This window comes from Pseudomonas sp. LB3P14 (assembly GCF_054898045.1).
This window is the reverse complement of the sequence record NZ_CM142714.1, coordinates 1,241,862-1,262,680: the sequence shown is the minus strand read 5'-3', so window position 1 is coordinate 1,262,680 and position 20,819 is coordinate 1,241,862. Positions and strand designations below refer to the sequence as shown.

Annotated in this window: 15 protein-coding genes; 3 read left to right on the top strand and 12 right to left on the bottom strand. The window is 57.8% G+C overall.

Going from position 1 to position 20,819, the window contains the following annotated elements; all coding sequences use genetic code 11:
* Positions 1 to 8: 8 nt before the first annotated feature.
* The 7 genes from algG to ACYZT5_RS05825 all read right to left on the bottom strand — a co-directional run bounded on the left by algG (position 9) and on the right by ACYZT5_RS05825 (position 10,137).
* A complete protein-coding gene (gene algG / locus ACYZT5_RS05855; protein ID WP_462050231.1) occupies positions 9 to 1,526 on the bottom strand; it encodes a mannuronan 5-epimerase AlgG in 1,518 nt (505 codons plus the stop codon).
* An 86-nt stretch (positions 1,527 to 1,612) separates the two neighbouring features.
* Positions 1,613 to 3,001 carry an alginate export family protein gene (locus tag ACYZT5_RS05850; protein WP_462052194.1) on the bottom strand — a complete coding sequence of 463 codons (1,389 nt, stop codon included), beginning with the start codon at positions 2,999 to 3,001 and terminating at the stop codon, positions 1,613 to 1,615.
* A gap of 41 nt (positions 3,002 to 3,042) precedes the next feature.
* Complete coding sequence (locus tag ACYZT5_RS05845; RefSeq protein WP_462050230.1) at positions 3,043 to 4,443, bottom strand: alginate biosynthesis protein AlgK; 1,401 nt, start codon at positions 4,441 to 4,443, stop codon at positions 3,043 to 3,045.
* A complete protein-coding gene (locus ACYZT5_RS05840; RefSeq protein WP_462050229.1) occupies positions 4,440 to 5,654 on the bottom strand; it encodes a PilZ domain-containing protein in 1,215 nt (404 codons plus the stop codon). Before ACYZT5_RS05840 ends, ACYZT5_RS05845 begins: the two co-directional genes overlap by 4 nt.
* A 117-nt stretch (positions 5,655 to 5,771) precedes the next feature.
* A complete protein-coding gene (locus ACYZT5_RS05835) occupies positions 5,772 to 7,253 on the bottom strand; it encodes a glycosyltransferase family 2 protein (RefSeq protein ID WP_462050228.1) in 1,482 nt (493 codons plus the stop codon).
* Positions 7,254 to 7,316: 63 nt separating this feature from the next.
* Positions 7,317 to 8,627, bottom strand: a complete 1,311-nt coding sequence (locus tag ACYZT5_RS05830; protein WP_462050227.1) for a nucleotide sugar dehydrogenase — start codon at positions 8,625 to 8,627, stop codon at positions 7,317 to 7,319.
* 553 nt (positions 8,628 to 9,180) lie between these two features.
* Positions 9,181 to 10,137 (bottom strand): AraC family transcriptional regulator, encoded by a 957-nt coding sequence (locus tag ACYZT5_RS05825; protein WP_462050226.1) that lies wholly within the window; start codon positions 10,135 to 10,137, stop codon positions 9,181 to 9,183.
* 199 nt (positions 10,138 to 10,336) lie between these two features.
* On the opposite strand from ACYZT5_RS05825, the gene ACYZT5_RS05820 reads away from it, so the two are divergent.
* From ACYZT5_RS05820 to ACYZT5_RS05810, 3 genes are all read left to right on the top strand, one after another.
* Entirely contained in the window at positions 10,337 to 11,290 is a 954-nt protein-coding gene (locus ACYZT5_RS05820; RefSeq protein ID WP_462050225.1) for a diiron oxygenase, read from the top strand.
* 81 nt (positions 11,291 to 11,371) lie between these two features.
* Positions 11,372 to 11,803: an MAPEG family protein gene (locus ACYZT5_RS05815; RefSeq protein WP_462050224.1), complete on the top strand. Its 432-nt coding sequence runs from the start codon at positions 11,372 to 11,374 to the stop codon at positions 11,801 to 11,803.
* A gap of 241 nt (positions 11,804 to 12,044) precedes the next feature.
* Positions 12,045 to 12,422, top strand: a complete 378-nt coding sequence (locus ACYZT5_RS05810; protein ID WP_462050223.1) for a type 1 fimbrial protein — start codon at positions 12,045 to 12,047, stop codon at positions 12,420 to 12,422.
* 76 nt (positions 12,423 to 12,498) lie between these two features.
* Here the strand turns inward: ACYZT5_RS05810 and ACYZT5_RS05805 are convergent, their stop codons facing one another.
* From ACYZT5_RS05805 to ACYZT5_RS05785, 5 genes are all read right to left on the bottom strand, one after another.
* The gene (locus ACYZT5_RS05805) at positions 12,499 to 12,801 is read right to left on the bottom strand and encodes a hypothetical protein (RefSeq protein WP_462050222.1); all 303 of its coding nucleotides are present in this window, start codon (positions 12,799 to 12,801) and stop codon (positions 12,499 to 12,501) included.
* Between the two features lie 841 nt (positions 12,802 to 13,642).
* On the bottom strand, positions 13,643 to 16,054 hold the full coding sequence (locus ACYZT5_RS05800) for an ATP-binding protein (RefSeq protein ID WP_462050221.1): 2,412 nt from the start codon (positions 16,052 to 16,054) through the stop codon (positions 13,643 to 13,645).
* On the bottom strand, positions 16,051 to 18,450 hold the full coding sequence (locus ACYZT5_RS05795; protein ID WP_462050220.1) for an ATP-binding protein: 2,400 nt from the start codon (positions 18,448 to 18,450) through the stop codon (positions 16,051 to 16,053). Before ACYZT5_RS05795 ends, ACYZT5_RS05800 begins: the two co-directional genes overlap by 4 nt.
* Entirely contained in the window at positions 18,447 to 19,271 is an 825-nt protein-coding gene (locus tag ACYZT5_RS05790; protein ID WP_462050219.1) for a response regulator, read from the bottom strand. The genes ACYZT5_RS05795 and ACYZT5_RS05790 overlap by 4 nt, the downstream gene beginning before the upstream one ends.
* 57 nt (positions 19,272 to 19,328) lie before the next feature.
* A complete protein-coding gene (locus ACYZT5_RS05785) occupies positions 19,329 to 20,693 on the bottom strand; it encodes an EAL domain-containing protein (protein WP_462050218.1) in 1,365 nt (454 codons plus the stop codon).
* Between the last annotated feature and the right edge of the window lie 126 nt (positions 20,694 to 20,819).

Sequence of the window (20,819 nt, the reverse complement as noted above, 5' to 3'; positions counted from 1 at the left end):
CAGGCTCCTCACAGTGTCTCGGGCAGAATCAACGCGGCTGCATGGCGGCGCAGGAGAATGTCCATCAAGTCGCCCTGCACGTCCCCCAGCAAACCGGTGAAGGCAAGGCCGTCCTGTTTCTGCGGCGCCAGAAAGGTCAAGTCATAAAGTTCCAGACGCGAGGGTGAAAACACGGTGATGGGGCTGGAACCGTTGCCGATCAACTTGCCGCCGACCACGGTGAGCGACAGCCTGGCTTCGTAGGGGTCTACCTTGAGATCGCGGTCGCTGCCGCGCAAATCCTTGATGTGACCGTAGATACCAGTCAGGGCATTGGCCATCAGCTCGTTTTCATACAGCCGCACACCGGTGCTGTTACGCACCCGGATTCCGTGCCGGTCATTGTCGACCGCGCGGTTGCGCCAGATCAGGTTATTGCCGCTCTCATACAGGGTCATGCCGTCGGAGCGGTTTTTGTAGGTTTCGTTGTAGGCCACCAGGTTATTGACGCTGGAACGGTCCAGGACGATGCCCGACAGGTGGTTGTTGTAGGCGCGGTTGTAGAGGATCCAGCTGTCGTTGACCTCGCGTGAGAGGATAATGCCGTGCTTCTTGCGGGTACCAAAGGCGTCGTTGTGGGCAATGATCAGCCGGCGCGAACGGTCGTGCGGGTCGATGCCATAGACGATGTTGTCGCGGTAGGCATTGCCGAGAATCACCACGTCGTCGGCCTCATAGCAATAGAAGCCGTACCAGTTGTCGACGAACTGCGAATTGAGCAGCCAGCCGGTCGGCCGCTTGCGCTTCATCTTCGGCGCCATGCTCGGGCTGTACTGGGAAATACTCACGCCATAACTCTTGCTCGCGGTGTAGCCGAAGCTGGTGATGGTGCTGTTGACGATGTAGGTCTCGGTGCCGCCCCAGGACACCAGGAAGGGCCGAAACTCCCCCTCTTTCTTGTACCAGGCCGGGCTGTCGTCCTTCTCGCTCCAGGCGCTGACCTTGGTGTCGGTGATAAACAGCTTGCCGTCATTGACCAGGAAGGAACCGCCCTCCTGGGACAATCGCAACTCCTTGACCGACTTGTCGATATGCAGGGTCCCGCCGGGCCGTATCACGATCGGCAAGCGCGCCAGAAACACCCCCGGCGCGGTTTCGCGCAAGGCCGTCGGTGGCAGGCTGCGCGCCAGTTGCGTCAGGCTCATGTAGCCACGGTCGATGAAGATCGCCACCGGCATTCGCTGCTGGCGCACCACCCATTCCTTGAGACGCTCCTTGCCGCCGATGAACTCGTCGAGCGAGTTTTCCTTGAGCATCGGCTGGATCAAGGCACGGCCGGCGGGCTTGTAGGCAATCTTCGCCATGGCTGCCTCGGCCGTATAGCCGGACAGGTCGGGGATCTTCGGCTCTTTGATCAGCAAGGGCTTTCCCGGAGTCTCGCTGATGGAATAGCGCGGCGCGAAGATGACACCCGCCGCGCTGACACCCGCGGTCTGCGCCAACAGCAGACCCGCGAGCAACAGCCCTATCTTGACGACACTGTCCATAAGCCTCACTCATCAAAATAAATGCAACCTGGTGTGATCAAGGCGCCGTTGCCCACGATGGCATCACTGCGGGCAATAACCTGGGCCTAGATTTTCCAGACGAAATCAATGAACGCCCGGTGCATGCTTGAGTCGGTGTCGCTGGCGTAGGCGTCACCCGGGAAGAACACGCCGAGGCGCAAGCGGATCAGCGCCGAGGGTTCGTCGACCCAATCCACCATGCTCGCGGGCAACAGGCCTTGCTTGAAGTACTTGGTCATGACCAGATCGACTTCCTGGCCCAGGTCCTTCTCACCGTCCACCAGCGCCGCATTGACGATCCCGTCGTCGCCGGTGTCCTGCTGGTCGTCGACCCGCCAGAAGCGGTGGTAGACGAGGCTGGCGTCGTAGTCCTCGCGCAACTGCCAGGAGCCGAACAGGGTAGCCACCTGGAGGTTGCTCAGTTCACCGCGAAAGGCTTCGCCGAAACGGTGTACGCGCGAACGCGTGCCGGTGTAGTTCGAGCGGTTGCTCTGCAGGCCGGTTTGCTGGAACTGATGCTCCTGGTCGTGACCGCCGCCGTCGCCGCGGGCTGCGGCAGCACCGAGGCGCCAGCTTTCATCGATGTTCCAGCGCAAGCCCAGGTCCGCGCCCCAGGCGTTGACGTCGCCACTGGTGTGGCCCGTCGCAACGCGATCGCCGTTAGCGTCGACCACGCTGGTGAGGTTGTCGCGATTGCCGGTCAGCCAGGTCGCGTTGAGCCAGTAATTGACAGGCATCGTCGAGCGAAAGTTGTAGCCGTCACCGTTCGCTTCGAGACCGACCCAGGTCAGGCTGCCGGTGTTGGTCTTGTCGAGCGCATCGAGCTGCTCGCCTGCATCGGGCAGGCTGCCGCTGTCCTCAACGTGATGCACACGCAGGCCGAACCAGTGATTGGGCGCCCATTGCGTAGAGATGTCGGCGAAGGCATGGGAGCGGTCTTTGTCTTCGGGCGCCAGGTCGCTCAAGTCAGTGCGGTAGTCGGAAAAGCGTTCAGCGGCGCCGAGGTGAGCGCGCAACAGAGTGGTGTCGAAGGTCCAGTTGAGCGCTTCGATGTTGGTGTCCATCCACTCTCCGGTGTCCTCGCGCAAACGCTGACGCCCCAAGCGCAAATGCTCGCCCGGATAAGAGGTGATACCCGAATAGTCGACCCAGAACTCGCGCATTGCCAGGTAGCTGTCATCGGTCCCACGGGCGTTACTTTCGTCGACGCCGTTGTTCACCGTATCGGTGTCGATGGTATCGGTCGCCGCCACCGCCTGCCCCATCAAATAAGCACTCCAGTCACCCCATTGGCCAAAGGCCCAGGGGCGCAAGTCGATGCCGATATCGTTGAGGGTGCCACCGGGTGCGGTGCCCAGGTCACGGTCGTCCTGCGACTCACCGGTAATCTTCACGTCCAGGCCGAAATTCTTCGGAGCCACCTCCGCCGCCAGCACCAGACCGGCACTGCACATCAGCGAAACACCCAGACCACAACCTGCCAACAATGTTTGCTTCATAGTAAGTCCTGTCCATTTTCCGGAGTTTGCAGTCTGGCTAGAGCCGCGCCCGCCAGACGGGCCTGGGCTTCCCCCTCAAGCAAAGGCTGCGCGATTTTCCTTTCTGCCGGGGTCAGCCCCGACCGCAGGGCCGACAGCACTGGCTCTGCATTTACCACGCCTTGGCGCTGCGCGAGTTGCGCAAAGACAAAGGCATTGATCCGATTGACCTTGACCCCGCGGGAGTCGGAAAACATGTGCGCCAGGGCCAGGTCGGCATTGGGCGAACCGTTGCGGGCCGCCAGCAACAAATGTTGCAGCGCCTTCTGCGGTTCGACCTCGCCCAGATAACCGCGCCGGTACAACTGGCCCAAGTAGTAATGCGCCCCGACTTCACCGGCCGCGGCCGCCTTGAGCAAATGCTCTTCAGCCAGGCGCGGATCTTGCGGCAACCATTTGCCGAGGTAATACAGCCGCCCGGTCAGCAGTTCCGCCCGTGGGTCGCCCGCCTCGCGCCCGCGCTGCAAGGCCGAGAGCAATTGCGGCGCATCGCCTTGCACGGGGTAGTCGTTGATCAACCGCGCCAGGCTGGTCCAGGCCGGCGCATAGACCGGTGCCAGTTCCTCGAGCAGGCGCTGGGCGCTTTGCGCGTCGGCCGGGCCTTCCAGGGTTGGCGACGACAGAACGCGCGCCACCGACTCGACCCGCAAAGGCGCTACTCGTCCCTCGCGCCAACCCTGGCGCAACTCCACCAGCAAGGCCGCTTGCGCCTTGGGCTGGTCGCGCATTCGGTTGAGGGTGGCCAGCTCCACATAACAGGCATCGAGTACCGCCAGCCGAGCCCGGCACATCTGCTCGATCTGCGGCAGGTGAGCCTTATAGGTGCCCTGATTGCGGTAAATCAGAATCTGCGCCAGATCCGCCTCGATAATGCCCTGGGCGCGCCAACTATCGACCTTCTGCTGCGGATCCACCCCAGGCGCCAGTTGCGGGTAGCCCAGGTACAACAACGTCAGCGGTACCACCGCACTGAACTCGCCTTTATCCAACGCGCCTTCCAACAATTGCTGGGCCTCGCGCACTTGCTTGGGATCAGTCGGTCCCTGACGCAGCAACAAGCGGCCCAGACGTGACTGCGCCTTGACCGACTCCGGCGCGGCCTGCCGGTATAAGGCTTCAGCCTCTTTCAGGCTCGCCGGGTCGCCCGCCGACGCCGTCAGGTCGCCCATCCCGGCCTGGGCATCGGCATAGCCGTCCTGGGCCAGCGCCGCATAGTGCTTGCGTGCCGTTTCATAATCGCCGCGCAACATGGCCTCGCGCGCCACCCCCTGATCCGGCAGGGTGCCGCAACCATGAATCATCGTCAGAGCAGCGGCCAGCGCAGAAAACCGCAACCCCGATCGCCATGCGCCGTTCATTTTTCGGCCGCCATGACTTTATTCTCCCAGGCGTTCTTCACCCAGGTATTGGCCGCCCAGGCATTCTTCACCCAGGCATTGCTCTGCAGGTTTTCGATACTGACCTCCACCGGACGCCCGGCGAGATCGGTCTGCAACGCGCTGTCAGGCTCAATGGTGACCCGCAGGTCGGAGGCCAGGCCGCCGTTGTCCAGCACCACCGTGGCGATTTTGCCCGTGCGTGGCTGTTCTTCACCGACCAGTTGGAAGCTCACTGCCTTGCCTGGCTGGATCTTGGCAAAGTTCTTATAGGGGAAGCGCGCCTCGATGGTCGCCACACCATCGATCGGCATCAGCTCGTATACCGTGGTGCCCTTGCCGACGACCTGGCCGTCCGGCACCAGCTGCGCCACCACTCGGCAATCGCAAGGGCTGGTCAGCGAACCTTGCAGGGTCCGGCTGAACAGGCGCTCGAGGTTCTCCGGGGTCGCCTGCCCGGGCGGCAGGTTGCCTTTCATCACATCCAGCAGCGAGGCGGAAAAGGTCGCCAGCGGGGCCCCCTTGGGCACCACCGCCCCCACCTTGACCAACGACTTGACGCTGCCGTCGCGCGGCAGGCCGATCAACTGGCCGGGCACGTTGACCCGCGCCGATTCGGCGTGAGTGACGAAATAAATGCCATACAACTGGTGCAGCACATAACCAAAGGCACCCAGCCCCACCAGGAAAATCAGCAGGCTCACCGTGGTCGCCCGCAAGCGTGCGAAAAAGCCCAGGCCGTTGCCGCTTTCGTGCTTTCGCGGCTTGGTGAAGTTGTCGCGCTGCTGGGTCGCGAGCATGTCACCCAGGCTGATCACCCCTCCCGAGAGGTAGGAGGTGATCAGATAACGCAATGCGGAGATCGCGCGCGGAGGCAGGTTGTGGAACTCGCAACCCACCCGCAGCCCCTCGCTGCATACCGAGCGCACGACAAACTCCACGTCGATGGCAAACCCAAGCGCATCGACCTGGAACACCAGTTTGCCTTTGTGCTGCTTGCCCGCGATCAGCGGTGGGTTCGGCTGACTCAGGCCGAAGCCACCGGCCGACAAGTCGATCAGCTCGCAATCGAACATCTCCCGGTTCGGCCAGTGAAACTTGATCCTCGCCGGTAGATTCAGCCGCGCATGCTGACGCTGCACCTCCGACTCATGCACGACATTGTCATCAACAGCAATACAGGCTGTGCTCATAACGCGCCCCTTCCCATCCACGATTGAGACCGATCCGGCAGGTCAGAGCCGGTGTTCACCTTTATCCTTTACCGCTGTGCAGACCGGCACGGCATGCCGACTGCCCTGACACCTGCGCTACACCACCCACATCAGCAGCGCGCAAAACACACTGCCGGCCGAAAAGGTCATGGCCCGCGACGACCAGGTATTGAACCAGCGCTGATAGCTGGCCAGCCCGCGGTCGAGTCTGGTTTTCTGGCGCGTCCACGATTGCCGGTCGAGACGGAAGAACACATAGATCTTCACCATGGCGCCGACCAACTGGTTGTAATAGAGAATCAGTGGATAGGCCGGCCCGACCGGGTGCCCCGAAGCCAGCAACAGCAGACTCAGGATCAAGCGAGTCAGGCCGATCCAGAGCACATAGATCAGCAGGTAGGCCATGCTGTATTTGAGACTGGCAATGATCGCCACTGAAGGACCGAGCAGGCTGGCCCACATCGATACGCGTTGGTCGAACAGCACCAGCGAGGTGAACCAGCCCAATCGCTGCACGCCCAGGTGCAGGGCCCGCGAGTTCTGCCGCAGGTTATTGCCATACCAGCGGAACATCAGCTTGCGGCTGGCCTTGAAGAAGCTCTTTCCCGGGGGGTGCTCGACCGTGTTGATCGCCGCATCGGGCACATAAAAGGTGTCGTAGCCCAGCCGCATCAGGCTGTACCAACTGGACTTGTCATCACCGGTCAGGAAGCGGAAACGCCCCAGGCGCCAGTGCTGCAGATAATCGCTCTCAACGTCTTGAATAAAGCCGGGGTCGGTCACCACCTGGGCACGGAACACCGACATCCGCCCGGTCATTGTCAGCACTCGCTTGCCCAGTGCCATCGAACACATATTGATGTGCCGCTGGGCGAACCGCAGCTTGTGCCATTGGCTCATCAGGTAGCTTCCGCGCACCTCGCAGAACTCATTGGTGGTCAGCCCGCCGACCTTCGGGAACAGCTTGAACCAGGGCACGGTCTGACGCACTAGCCCGGGCGAGAGCACGGTGTCGCCATCGACCACCGCCACCACCGCTTCGGCATCCGGCAAATGCCGGGAGATCGCCCGAAAACCATGGGCCAGGCCATCGCGCTTACCGGTGCCGGGTATCCGCACGAAGCTCAGCTTGACCTGCCCCGCCGGGGTATAGCTGTCCCAGAGCGCTTTGATCAGCAGTTCATCGGCCAGCTCGACGATGGAACAGACCACCGTGGTCGGGTAGCCACAACCGATGGCCTCTTCGATCACCGAGCGGTAGACCTGCGCCGTGGTCAACGCATCGATACGAAAACTGGTGACCAGCAAAAACACGTGCGACGGATCGGCACTGCTGCCCAGCCTGGTGACTCTGCGTCTGTAATAAGGGAACACCAGATAAAGGAACAGCATCCCCCGCAGGTAATGGATCGCGCCCATCGAATAACGCCAGATACCGACCGCCCCCAGCAACAGGAGAAAGTCCCTGGATTCGGGATCGAACACTGTGCGCGGCAGCAACAGTGCAAGCCCCATCAGCGCGGTGACGTAGAACAGCCAGCCCGCAGCTTCGCGCAAATAAACCCTGGAATCAGCCATACATGTGACCCCCCTGTTCGATAAACCCATGTTGCTTGGGGCGCGCCCGCTCGCGCGCCTCGCTTACCAGCAAATACCCTCGAGCCGATCGCCACTGGCGTGCGGCATGAAGCCCACCAGGTCGACCACCTGCTTGCCCTCGGGCACCTGAAGCGCAATGGCTTCGAAGGACTCGTCACTGTTACCCAGCACGATCACATCCGCCTGCTCGATCACCTTCGCAAGCTCAGGGCATAACAGCGAAGCCAGGTGCGGAATCTTCGACTCGATGTATTCCTTATTGGCCCCGTAGATACGCGCGTACTCAACGTTGCGGTCGAAGATATGCAGGTCGTAGCCCTTGCCTATCAACATCTCGGCCAACTCCACCAGCGGGCTTTCGCGCAGGTCATCGGTGCCCGCCTTGAAGCTCAGGCCGAGTAGCGCGACACGCCGCTTGCCGTAACTGCTGATAATGTCGAAGGCTCTCTGTACCTGCACCGCATTGCTGCGCATGATCGAGGCCAGTAGCGGGTGCTCGACGTCCATCTGCCCGGCGCGATAGTTCAGCGCACGTACATCCTTGGGCAGGCAGGAACCGCCGAACGCGAAGCCGGGACGCATGTAATAACGCGACAGGTTGAGTTTGGTGTCCTGGCAGATCACGTCCATCACATCGCGACCGTCCACGCCGACGGCCTTCGCGATATTGCCGATCTCATTGGCGAAGGTCACTTTGGTTGCGTGCCAGACGTTGCAGGTGTACTTGATCATCTCCGCCACTTCGATGCTCCTGCGCAGGAGCGGCGCGTCCAGCTCTTGATAGAGCGTGGCGAGCATGTCACCGCTGCGCTGGTCGAGCTCACCGATCACCGTCATGGGCGGACAGTTGTAATCCTTGATCGCGGTACTTTCGCGCAGGAACTCCGGGTTGATCGCCACGCCGAAGTCGACCCCGGCCTTCTTGCCGGAACAGTTTTCAAGTATCGGGATCACCACGTTCTTCACGGTGCCCGGCAGCACCGTGCTACGCACCACTACCGTATGCCAACTGTCCTTGTCGTGCAGGGCTTCGCCGATCTCGCGGCAGACCGACTCGATGTAGACCAAATCCAGATCGCCATTCTTCTTGCTGGGCGTACCGACGCAGAGGAACGACATCTCCGTGTCCATCACTGCCGCCTTCACATCACCGCCACCACGCAGCCGCCCAACATTCACCCCTTGCTCGAGCAATGGCTCCAGGCCCGGCTCAACGATGGGCGACTTACCCTGGTTGATCAGGTCGACCTTGACTTGCGAGACATCCACCCCGGTGACGTCATGACCGCGAGCACAGAGACAGCCCGCACAGACAGCGCCCACGTACCCCAAACCAAATATGCTGATTCGCATCGGTGAATACCCCCGTATACCCTGATTCAGGAAGGCCATCGGCATGCCGCGCAGGCCGACAGTCGCTCTACCGCGCCAACTAACCGGCAGTAAGGTACAACTTGATTCTCGACCACACTCGAAGAACTGGAGTGTAGACAACCATCACTTAGGCACTGTCTTTTTTTAACAGAAATCTCGAACGCTTCGCGCCGACAACATGTGTAGTTAGACCAGCAAAGCAAGTGCCAAAATCGACAACACGTTAACTTTTAAAAAAAACACTAATAAGATCAGCCAGATATAAAAGTTATCAAGACTGTAAACTTGAACAAAAAATATATCGACGCACCAAAAACAAGCAAACGCTTACAGTACTTGCCAGACAGACACGTCTAAAGCCCTGACACGGTGCAACGCCAATGTTACAACTTTGTAAGCGCAGTTATTAAATTCAATACACAGTGTAAAGCCAATGAAACATGTCAATTTTCTAATAACTATTTATTGGCGCTCGCACTACACGCAATAGTTAATACCTTTTAAACAACGGACGTTTCAGCACCGGACCTTCTCATGCTGATTGTCTGCGCCAAGTGCCGGGTGATGTGCCGAACTGGCGTTTGAATGCGCGACTGAACGCGGCTTCGGATTCGTAGCCAACTGCAAAGCCGATTTGCGCCACATTACCGCGACCTTCGCGCAGGTGTTGAGCCGCCACGTGCATACGCCAGAGCGTCAGGTATTGCATCGGTGGCTGTCCGACCAATGCCGTGAATCGCTCCGCGAATACCGAGCGCGACATGCCCACTTCAAGCGCCAGGGCTTCTGCAGTCCAGCCCTCGGTTGGACGAGCATGGAGCAGCGCCAGTGCGCGCCCGATATGCGGATCTCGCAAACCCGCCAGCCACCCGCGCCGCTCCGCGGGGAGGCTCGCGACATACTGGCTGACGGCTTCGACGAATAGCAATTCGGATAGCTTGGCGATGACCGTTGTCGAGCCGACGCGCCCCGCCGCGATCTCACTGACAGCAAAACGGAATGAGCTTTCAATCCAGGCTCCCGAAGCCGTCGCGCGCACGTCCAGTTTCAATAAGGATGGCAGCGACGAAAGCAACGGACTGAAGGGTGTTTCTGAGCCGAGGAATCCACACAATAACTGCGTGGCCTCACCGCCTCCGCCGTACTTGATGCGTGAAATGCCGCCGACTTCCGGCGGCTGAATAACTTCGCTCGCCGGCATGGGCGCAATGCTTAGGTCGCTGCCAAAAGAATGAGCGTCATTGCGAGGAAGCAGAATGAGTTCGCCTGCCCGCACGTCGAGGGTGGCACCACCGTCGATTCGTAATTGCATGTGCCCTGCGGCGACAAAATGCGACGCAATGATATGTCGAGGTGCTGCCAGGAACGGTTTGCAATCGTCCGCAGAGATTCTTCCGTTGAGGCACCAGGGCGCAGTGAATTCCGCCTCGAGAAAGACCCCTCCAGACAGCCGGATCACACGTAAGACATCAGAAAGCGCATCCAACAATTGCCAGCCCTCCTTTCCGGAGTCCGGAGCATGTAATCAGGCGCACTGGTCATTCGCCGCCTGAACTGCGAGGCCTAGATTAGCACCAACGTTGACTCAGTGATCGAGACGATCCCCGGATGCTTCACCCATGGTCATTGGCTCCGACGTTAACCGTAATTGCCCCATTCCAACTCGACCAGGAATGCAGGAGATCGATATGAACACCGTCGCTACCATGCCTAGCTCAGATTCGGGCAACGCCGCCCGTTATGCTCAACTTGTCAGATCATCGAAGAAAGCGGAATGGCAGATCGATCGCGATTTGCTACAGGACCGGAGTTTAGACTTTTCGCGCAAATTTTTGCCCGACGGACTATCGCGGATCGACCGCCTGACCTTTATCGCCGCGGACGAGGCGCGCCTGCTTAGTCAGATTCAGGGCCGAACCTATGCGTATATCTTTGGCTTGGTCGAGCGTTTTATCAGTGCCAAAATGCTCGATCAAGGTCGGGCGCATGTATTTGACGATCAGCTCGCACTCGAAGCGCTGGTGCGCTTTTCTAACGACGAGATCAAACACCAAGAGCTGTTCCGGCGCATAGAGATGATGATTGGTTCGCAATTGCCGGCGGGATATCGTCAAGTTGCCGATCCAAACGATGTGGCGCGCGTGGTACTTGCGGCCAGCACCTGGTCGGTGCTGGCGCTGACCTGTCATATCGAGCTGTTTGTTCAGGCGCACTACGCGCAAAGCATCGCTCCGCGAGAGGAGTTGTGCCCACTCTTCAAGGATGTCTTCAAATTTCACTGGAAGGATGAAAGCCGGCACGTCGTACTCGATGAGCTGGAGTGGAAGGCGGAGCACGCGAAACTCTCGCCAGCCGAGCGCGACCAGGCAGTGAACGATCTGATTGCGCTGGTGGCAGCCGTCGACGCAATCCTGCAGGCACAATCGGCATCCGATACCGACTACTTCATTCGAAATATTTCACGATCGTTCAGTGTCGATGAAACAGCGCAAATCAAGCCCTCCGTGCTGAGCGCCTACCGCTGGCAATACATTATCTCGGGCGTGCAGCATCCACACTTTGGCCGGCTGCTTGCGCGCATGACAACACCCGCACAGATGTCCAGGATTCAGGCCGCACTGGCCCCCATTATGAGCAACTGATCGACAGTGCGCGACCGACCGCGCGTCGGCCGCGCGGCTGTGGGATGACGTGCTGAAAATGACTTATTGAGGATGGCAGCCATGACGATACCGATGTGGATGTTGCTTGGATTTGCGACCTGGACGTTGCTGCTGTTGATGGCAACCGTCGGGGCGTATCGCTGGCTCAGAATCCTGTTCTCGAATGTTCCGATTGCCTCTTTCCGAAGCGATCAGCTCGAAGGCGAGGATTGGTATCGGCGCGGGACAAGAGCACACGCGAACTGTGTGGAAAATCTGCCTGTCTTTGGCGCCATCGTGTTCGTGATTTCAGCCCTTGGTGTCAACGGCCCTGCAGTGAGCTCCTTGTCCATATGCGTCCTGATCGCTCGCGTGTGCCAGTCTCTGGTTCACGTATCCCATGTGCAAACCGATACGTTCGTGGCGGTCCGGTTTACCTTCTTTTGCGTTCAGTTCATCTGTTTTCTCGCGCTCATTGTTATAGCCGCTTGTTACGGCGTATGGATATCTTAAATAGAGGGATGACTCTAGGCCTGGTCCTGCAAATCAACATTTCGGCGGACGCGCCCCTGGCGAGTCAGTGGTTGGATTCGATCCAGACAAGTCTTCGGCGCGACCGGCAGAGAACGGCCAGAAGCAGTCACTCGATCAATGTCTGAATGAGCTCTACAAAAAATACTTCGGGACAAACTTAAAGCCTCAAGTTTCGCCAATTATTGTCGACGTAGTCCTTACTATCCAAGGAGCGTGAGACATGAACGGTAAACGTATGTCGGTTTGCATTAGCCTTTTCTTCGCGCTGAATGGTACGTGCCTGGCAGCCGCCCTGACACCAGGCACCCTCCAGTTTCATGGCAGTATTGTCGAGCAGGGCTGTACCTCTCACGCGAGTACACACGCTACATTTGAGCTTAACGGTTGCCCTTCCCTTGGCCGCGCCGCTGCGATGAATGTGAGCAACATAAAGCCGGTTTCCAACGTCAGCGCCCCCGGACACTCCAGCATCAATGTCAAACTGCTCGCTGACAGTGGTCAGAAGGATCGTTATTACGATCAGCAGTATGAGTTGGTAGATGGTGCCGACAGACCGGTACGTTCCGGGATGTACCTCATTACGCTGAGCATGCCTTAGCGACCTGTGCTTTAGTCAGATGCCTGTCTTGAAGGCAGTCATTGCCTATCTGCGCCAACAACAGAATTGGCGTAGATTAAAGTCGTTGCATCTGTGAACCGGCACAACCGACTGCACGTGATTTGAGAAGCTCAAAAGCGTCTGTATAGCCGATTCGCGTTTTTCCAACAGACTTCGCTAGAGCCTCTTCGCCGGGCCTCTCCTCGGAGAGCGAACCGCCGTCAGCGTCGTACACACCTACGAAGCCTTCATCAACCAATCCTTGATACAGGCCGATTGCGATGGTCGAGCGCTTGCCATTCGCATGCTGGAACTCATGACGCTCCGCGTCGGGGTGTTTGGTGAAAAAATCGAAAAATACCTCTCCACGAACTTGCATGCGCACCCCATTAAATCAGCCAAATGCCGGCCAGCAATACCACGCACCAGAGCGTCGAGATCGAAACAGTGAAGCTCAACGGAAAAAATCAGGTGTCCGCCCACTGCGGCCCAATCCCGTGCGCCATGCTCCCTATGTGGGCGGACAGGGCAATCGTAATGGCTTAGCTCGCCTTCAGCTTTAAGACTATTCTGATTTTTCTCCATCTGACCATTAAAAGTCTCCCTTCTAAGGCGTCCGGCCTATCGCGCTAAACCTACCCACGCCCATATAAAAACTCCGCACCGATATCAGACTTCTCCTAAAGACACTCATGACGCAAGTCGCTCAAATGCATGGGCCGACATCCAGTCGGTTCTGATGCGATATTCCCCGTGGAGGGTTTACCTTGAGACGCGTCCTTATTGCTTGTGTCGTATTTTGCTGCTCGGCCGCCCATGGTGCCGAGATCAGTGTCCCGCCCTCCCAGCAAGCCCATCCCACCGCCCGACAATACTTGATTGTTTCAATCGACGGAGCTGACCACGCTCGAATCGTCGTCACGAAAAGAGACTTCGGTAGTTTCTCGATGTACATAACGCAGGAGTTCAATTGCAGGGAGTCAACGGTCCGTTACATTGGCTCAAGCACAAGCCCGAACGTTTTAAAAACTGGGGGTCAGGACAAGTACTTCACAAGAGCGGCTGACAATCTGGTGACCTTGGAGCTACTGACTGAGGTATGCAAGAAGACTCCGAATTCGCAGAAACCTCGTGGCGGTAAAGAGGCCATTTGAAACCTCTGCTCTCGTCCTGAAAATATGAGCACGAAAGCTCATGGGTGTGGGCTTGGCACTCAATAGCTAGCGGGGTAGCAACTCTTGAATGGGGGCTTCAGTCAGGCCGTACCAGTGGTCTACCAACGTCCCAAGAACTCGGACGTAAGCCTCGTCACTCCAATCGACCTGGTTGCGCAAAAGCTGTTCCAGAGATTCGGCCGATTGAGCCATATTCGTCCACTTCAAAACCAACGTCGCACCGTGCAGTCGATGCGCCGCACGTAATGCGGCATCGCTTTCACGTAGCGCCATAGCCTTGAACAGGTTGTTCAAGTCCAGATGCACCTCTTCATGCACGGCTGATAGTTCCAGCACTTGTGGAATCAGCGGTTGTACCTGCTGTACCACTGTCACGTTGCACCACAGCTCAATAATTTCCTGCAGTTGGCTCAGTCGGATTGGCTTGCTCAACGCTCCATCCATCCCAGCATCGAAACAGCGCTCAAGATGCTCGTCACCGGTCAGGGCCGAAATGGCGATTATTGGGCAGTGAGGCCAGTGGTGAGCCAGCTCCAGATCGCGAAATTCACAGGCCAGGCTGTAGCCGTCCTGATCCGGCAGGTTACAGTCCATCAACACCAGGTTGACCCGATTCGCAGCGAACAACGCCAGCCCTTGGGCACCATCGGCAGCTAGCAGCGCCTCGCAACTTAAGCCCTGGATCTGCGCGTGGAGAACTTCCAGGTTAGCCAAAGTATCTTCCACGACCAGAATTCGTGGGCCGCTGTCGACCAGAGGAATTTCAGCGGGCAGCTCAACTGCTTCAATCACAACCGGTGGTCCGAGATCCGGCGCCATGGCGACCCGCAAAGAGACCTCGACCGTGGTGCCTGCGCCGAGTTTGCTCTTCAGGGTTAGCTCGCCGTGCATCAGTTTGACCAGCTCACTGCAGATCGCCAAGCCCAGGCCGGTATCATCCGTTCGCGTGTCAAAGTGTTCGGTGTGGACATTCGGTTGAAATACCGAAATTTGCGCGTGTTCGGACAGACCGATGCCGCTGTCAATGACACGGATCACCAACTGCTGCGGACTCCCTGTCTGGTCCTTGAGGAGTTGCAAGTCGACCTCGACCCCGCCTGATTCTGTGAACTTGATCGCATTGGAAATAAGGTTGTGCAGGACTTGAGCCAGACGTGTGTCATCCAGCAATAACGCAGGTATGGCGCGCTCGCCGGTTATGTTCAGCGCCAAGGCTTTTTCCGTGACGCGCATCTGATGGAGGTCCACTACGTCCTGAACCAATGCGCGCACGTCCACGGGTTCCAGGTTGAGCTTCAGCTGCCCGGCTTCGAGTTTGGAAATATCCAGCACATCGTCCAGCAACCGCAGCAAGGTGTTGGCACCATTGTTAGCCAGGTCAGTGAAATGTCGTTGTTGCTCATCGAGCGGTGTGTGCCCCAATAGCTCAACAGCGGCCAGCACAGCATTCATGGGCGAGCGGATTTCATGGCTCATGACCGCCAAAAACATGGCCTTTTCCCGCTCGTTGCGTATGGCCCGGCGACGCTGCTGACGGTTTTGGTAGGCCACCGCCAACAACAGCACAATGACCACCATCAGCAGCAGCAACTCTCGGTCGAAATAGTCGGCAACTTGTTCCATGGACGGACTATCCAGGTCCATGTCAGCAAACCAGCTGTCATAGATCGCCTTGTTTTCGTCCACACTGATGGACCTCAATGCCTTCTGTAAAACCGACAGCAGGATCACTTGATCCGCACGCACGGCCATACCAATATCGGTATGTAGTGCCGGTACCCCTCCGGAAATTTGCAACTCCCCCTGAAACCGCCGATACAGATAGGGAATCAGCAACCCCTCGGAAGCCAGCGCTGCGTCAGCCCTGCCGTCCTTGACCATCGTCAGCATCTTGACTGAATCCCGGATACTGATGATCTTCACGCCAGGGGCTCGATCGCGCAGCACGTTTATGTATCGCTCAAACCCCGGAACGACTACGGTTTTACCGGCCAGTTGGACAAGATCAACGATGTCGGCATTACCGACCCGGGTGACAACGATCGCCGAAGTGGTGTGGTAAGCCGCGGTCAGCAAAAGCCCTGGAGCATTCTCCTTGCGTGCGGACGACACCAAGTCGACCTCGCCTTTCGCCAACAAGCCCATGTGAACACTGTCCTCGGGGTCCGCGACAAAAATAAAACTCAACCCTGTCTTGGATGCAATCACCTCCAGGTATTTGGACGACAGCCCATTCAACCTGCTGCCGCTCATGTACTCGAACGGCACCAGATTATTGAATACTGCGACACGCAGCACCGGGTGGGTGGCAATCCAATCGCGTTCCTCTTGGGTCAACGACAGATCCGGCGGCTCGCCCGCATTCAACGACCGTGAACCACCCAGCAAGAAGCACAGGAGCAGGAGCACCATCAACAAGCCACGATAAACAACACTCACAGCGGCGCTACCACTCATGGCCGGTACCGCGGCAATGCATCAAAAGACGGATCGCCGCCCAGAGCCTGCCAGTGTTGAACCAACTCCTTCAGCGCTCGCAGATAACCTGGATTGTCCCAGCAGGCTTCGGACCACAACAAGCCTGCAAGGGTTTCTCCGGCCGTGGCCATGCCCATCCAGTCAAGAATCAGTGCAGCGCTATGCAGGCGATGAACTGCGCGCAAGGCCGCCACGCGATCACGCAATGCGCTGGCTTTGATCAGGCTGCCCAAGTCGCGGGCCATTTCCCGGTTCACTGCCGACTGGTCGAGCACCACCTCTAACGAAGCCTCGCTGGGGGCCTCCAATGTCACTTCACACCACAATTCGATGACTTCTCGCAATTTGGCCACGGGGATGGGCTTGCTCAACACTCCATCCATCCCGGCGTCGAAACAGCGTTCAAGATGCTCGACATCGGCCAGGGCCGAAATGGCGATGATTGGGCAGTGTGTGCGGTGCAAATGCAGTTCGAGCTCACGCAGTTCGCAGACCAGGTTGTAGCCGTCCTGGTCCGGCAGGTTGCAGTCCATCAAAACCAAGTCGTAACGGGCTTCAGTGAACAGCGCCCGAGCTTGAGCGGCGGTCGAAACCACCACCGGTCGGCAGCCGAAGCTACAGATCTGCGCCCGCAGCACTTCCTGACTGGCGAGGGAATCTTCCACCACCAGCACCCGCAATCCGCGGTGGTGTGACGCCAACGGCTGCGCAAGTAGCGTCTCATCGACAAGCTCCAGATTGCGCTCCTGTGCAAATGCCACAGGCAAACTGATAGACACCGTCGTACCAATCCCAGGCTCACTGTTGAGCTCCAGCATGCCCCGCATCAGGCTGACCAATTGGCGACAGATCACCAATCCAAGACCGGTCCCGCCTGAGCGTTTGTAAGAATGGCTGGCCTGGGCATAGGGGTGGAAGAGAGACGCCTGAACCGATGCCGAAATACCAATGCCGGTATCCCGTACCTCGATCACCAATTGCCGGTCCTGGCCGATCTTTGCCTCAATCAGGTCAAGACTGATCTCGATGCCGCCGACATCGGTGAACTTGATGGCATTGGAAATCAGGTTATGGAAGATCTGCGCCAGGCGTGTGCCATCCAGCAACAACAGCGGCAGTTGCGCTTTGGCGCTGACATTCAGTTCCAGGTTTTTTGCCCGCGCTCGCAACCAATGCAGGTCGACCACGTCCTGGACCAGTGCCTGAATATCGACCGGTTCAACGTTAAGGCTCAGTTGCCCCGCCTCCAACCTGGACATGTCCAGCACATCGTCCAGCAATCGCAGCAAGGTATTGGCACAGCTGTTGGCGAGTTGTGCGTAACGCCGCTGTTGCTCATCGAGCGGGGTGTTCCCCAGTAACTCCACTGCGGCCAGCACGGCGTTCATGGGTGAGCGAATTTCATGGCTCATCATCGCCAGAAACATGGCCTTTTCCTGCTCGCTACGCACGGCCTGTCGACGCTGGCGATGGCTCTGGTAGACCAGTACAAAAAGTATGATCAACGCCACTCCACCCAAAATCATTACAGGTAAATAATGCCGGGTGATGGTCCGCATCGAAGGGATATCCAGGTCAAGCTCACGGAACCACTGTTGATAGATCCCCTTGCGTTGCTCAGTGGTAATAGCCTTTAGAGTCTTGTCGAGAATCGAATACAGCATTAACTGATCCGCACGCACAGCCATTCCCACGGACACTTGCTCGTTGCTGACGACACCCGACACATGCAGGATGCCCTGAAACTGCCGGTACAGATAAGGCATCAGGAAGGTTTCCGAATCTACGGCCGCATCCGCGGTACCATTCTTGACCATTGTCAGCATTTCCAGAGAGGAGCTGCTTTTTATCAAGCTCGCCTTGACTGCTTGCTCATTGAACATTGCCTGGTAGCTTTCCACATCCGGAATCGCCACGGTCTTGCCTGCTAATTGCTTAAGCTCGAGGACTTCGGGGCTACCGACTCGAGTGACAATGATCACCGAACTCGTACGATAGGGAGGCAGTGCCCGGACCGCAGGGGTCCGCGCATCCGAGTTGTCAGGATAGAAAGACAGCAGGTCCACCTGCCCTTCCAGTAATGCATTGACACGCGTTTTCGGCGTGCTGCCAGGAACAAAAATGAATTTAAGGCCAGTTTCCTGGGCAACGAAATCCAGGTACGTCGCCGACAACCCATGCAGCGTCGCCTCTCTCATGTATTCGAGCGGAATCAGCTTCTCAACCACCCCCACTCGCAGCGGCGGTTGCTGCTTGATCCATTCCTGCTCCTCGGGAGTCAGCTCGACGGACGCTACAGAGTCCTGCACCCCAGGCGGCAAGCCCCAAACCAGCAGCACCAGAAGTGGTGCCGCAAGCCGGGCCAGCCTGCTCATAACTGGCCTATTATTTTCTTGAGCTTGAACAGTTCGTTATTGGAGGTAACCCCCAATTTGCGAAATGCCGAGGCCTTCTGTGTGCTGATGGTCTTGATGCTGCGGTTGAATTTTTCGGCGATGTCGGTCACCGTCATGCCCGCCAGGTAACAACGGATCACTTCCTGTTCTCGAGCCGTCAGTTCAGCCTGTTGCATTGGGTCAGCCACCTGACTTTCCCCCTCGGCAGTGGCGCACACAACGGCCTCGGCCACTCGATAAGACATGTCAGGGCTCAAATACGCCGCACCGCTGGCGACGGTGCGGATTGCCTTAATCAATTGCCCTATCTCTTCCCCTTTACCGACAAACCCCCTGGCGCCAACACGCATGGCCAAGGCCACGGTGGCCGGGTCGTGATGGGTCGACAATACCAGGATGTGACAGTGTGCAAATTTGACCCGCAACGCGCGGATCAGGGACACCCCATCCAACTCGTCGGGGCCGAGCGAAAAGTCAAGCAGCAAAAGATCGGCGGGCGTCTTGGCCAGCCCGGCGATCAGGTCACGGCTTCTTTCATAGACGCCAACGACCTCGAGTCCCTTTTCGGCCGTAAGGCTATTCACTAATCCATGGCGCACAATAGCGTGGTCATCCAGTATTGCGATGCGGATGCTTTTCATAGCGCACAAATCCATTCGACGAAGCGCACAGGGCGCATGCCAGTAGCAAAAAGTATAAGCAATAAAATGCGAATGACAAAAAAGCGAAAAAGCTTCCCTCAATGCACGCTTAAAGTTACCAATAACGAAACCGCTATTTACGGCCTGCAACAAATACATTTCTTCCGTGCGAACACGCGTGAAATCTTAAAGTCGCGATTAGAGCCTCCAGCTTATTCATGAGGATAGGTTACTCACATCAGCATTTGATTTAACGATATCTTCCTGGACCAGAAAATCGAAAAAATCGTCCATTTCCATCGGTCGCGCCAAGGCGTAACCCTGCCCCACTCGACAGCCCAGACGAATCAACAACGCAATGGTCTGCTCGTCCTCGATACCTTCGGCGACCAGATTCAGGTTGAGCAACCGGGACCAACTGACAATACCGGCGATCACTTTGCGCGACGAAGCCGTCTGCTGAACTTCGCGAACAAACGAGCCATCAATTTTCATCTCGTCGAATGACAGATTCGTCAAAAGCTTCAGCGTCGCGGAACCCGTACCAAAATCATCCATCGACACCAGAAACCCCTTGGAGCGAATGGCGGTCAACGACGCTGACAAATGCAACTCATCCGCAGCCGGCACATCTTCGGTGAGCTCGATTTTCAGCAATTTGGCTGAGAGGCCCGCCTGGTGCATTCGCGCGGCTAAACGCTCAGCGAAATTCGGTGTACAGATGGTCTGGGCCGAGGCGTTCACAGCGATCGGAGTTTCTATGTGCGCCTTTTTCAATGCCACTAAGACCTTGATCGTCCAGGTTTCCACCAGACTGAACAACAACAAGTCCAACCCCAAGCGGTGGACCAAGGGTATGAGCACCGAAGGCGGAACTTCCCCGTGCTTCGGGTGGTGCCAACGCACGAATGCTTCGGCCCCTACCACCCGCCGGGTCCGCAAATCGAACTGGGGCTGGAACACAAAACGCAGTCCCTTGCCGGTGGTCAAGGCACTGATCACATCATCCTCGGCCAAGGCGTCAAACGCTGCCGTGTCCATTTGCGCTTTCTTTTGCGACTGTCGATTCACCAGCGCACGCAGGGCATCGCCCAAATCCATACCACCACCCTCGCGAAGGATCTCCACAACAATCCCGGCGGCCCGGGCCAATCGCGCATGGGACTCAAGCGAACTGATCGGCACGCCACCCATGCGCTTGATCCAGTGTTGGCCGGACACTGACTCGTGCAGCCGTGACGATGTTCTGTCGATCACTACCGGCGCCGGGTCCAGCGTGGTCTCACCGGTCCAGAAGACACTTGGAAACCGCGTCAGCGTGCCAGCCTCATGCAGACTCTTGAGCAGACTGGGCAACATCAGACCATCACCGCATTCAGAGCGAATCTCGCAGACGATGACATCGACATGGGCTTCACCCAATCGGGTGGTCACCGCGCTCAGACAATCGAAATTTTCCAATGCAGTGACACCCATGCCACGCAACGAGGAGGCAAGTCGATTCGCACAAAATGCGTCAGGGGCCAGCGTGATTACGCTCAATGCACTGAACTCGTGGGGCACAACAGCGTTTGCAAACATGACAAGGTGACTCCGGAATGTTTCTTCGTGGAGAAGCTTATCAGCGCAAAAAATGAAGCAAATAGGACTGGGACTAAAAAGGAATTATCGCGCTGGACGGTCGATAATTTCTGCCTTTTTCGCACG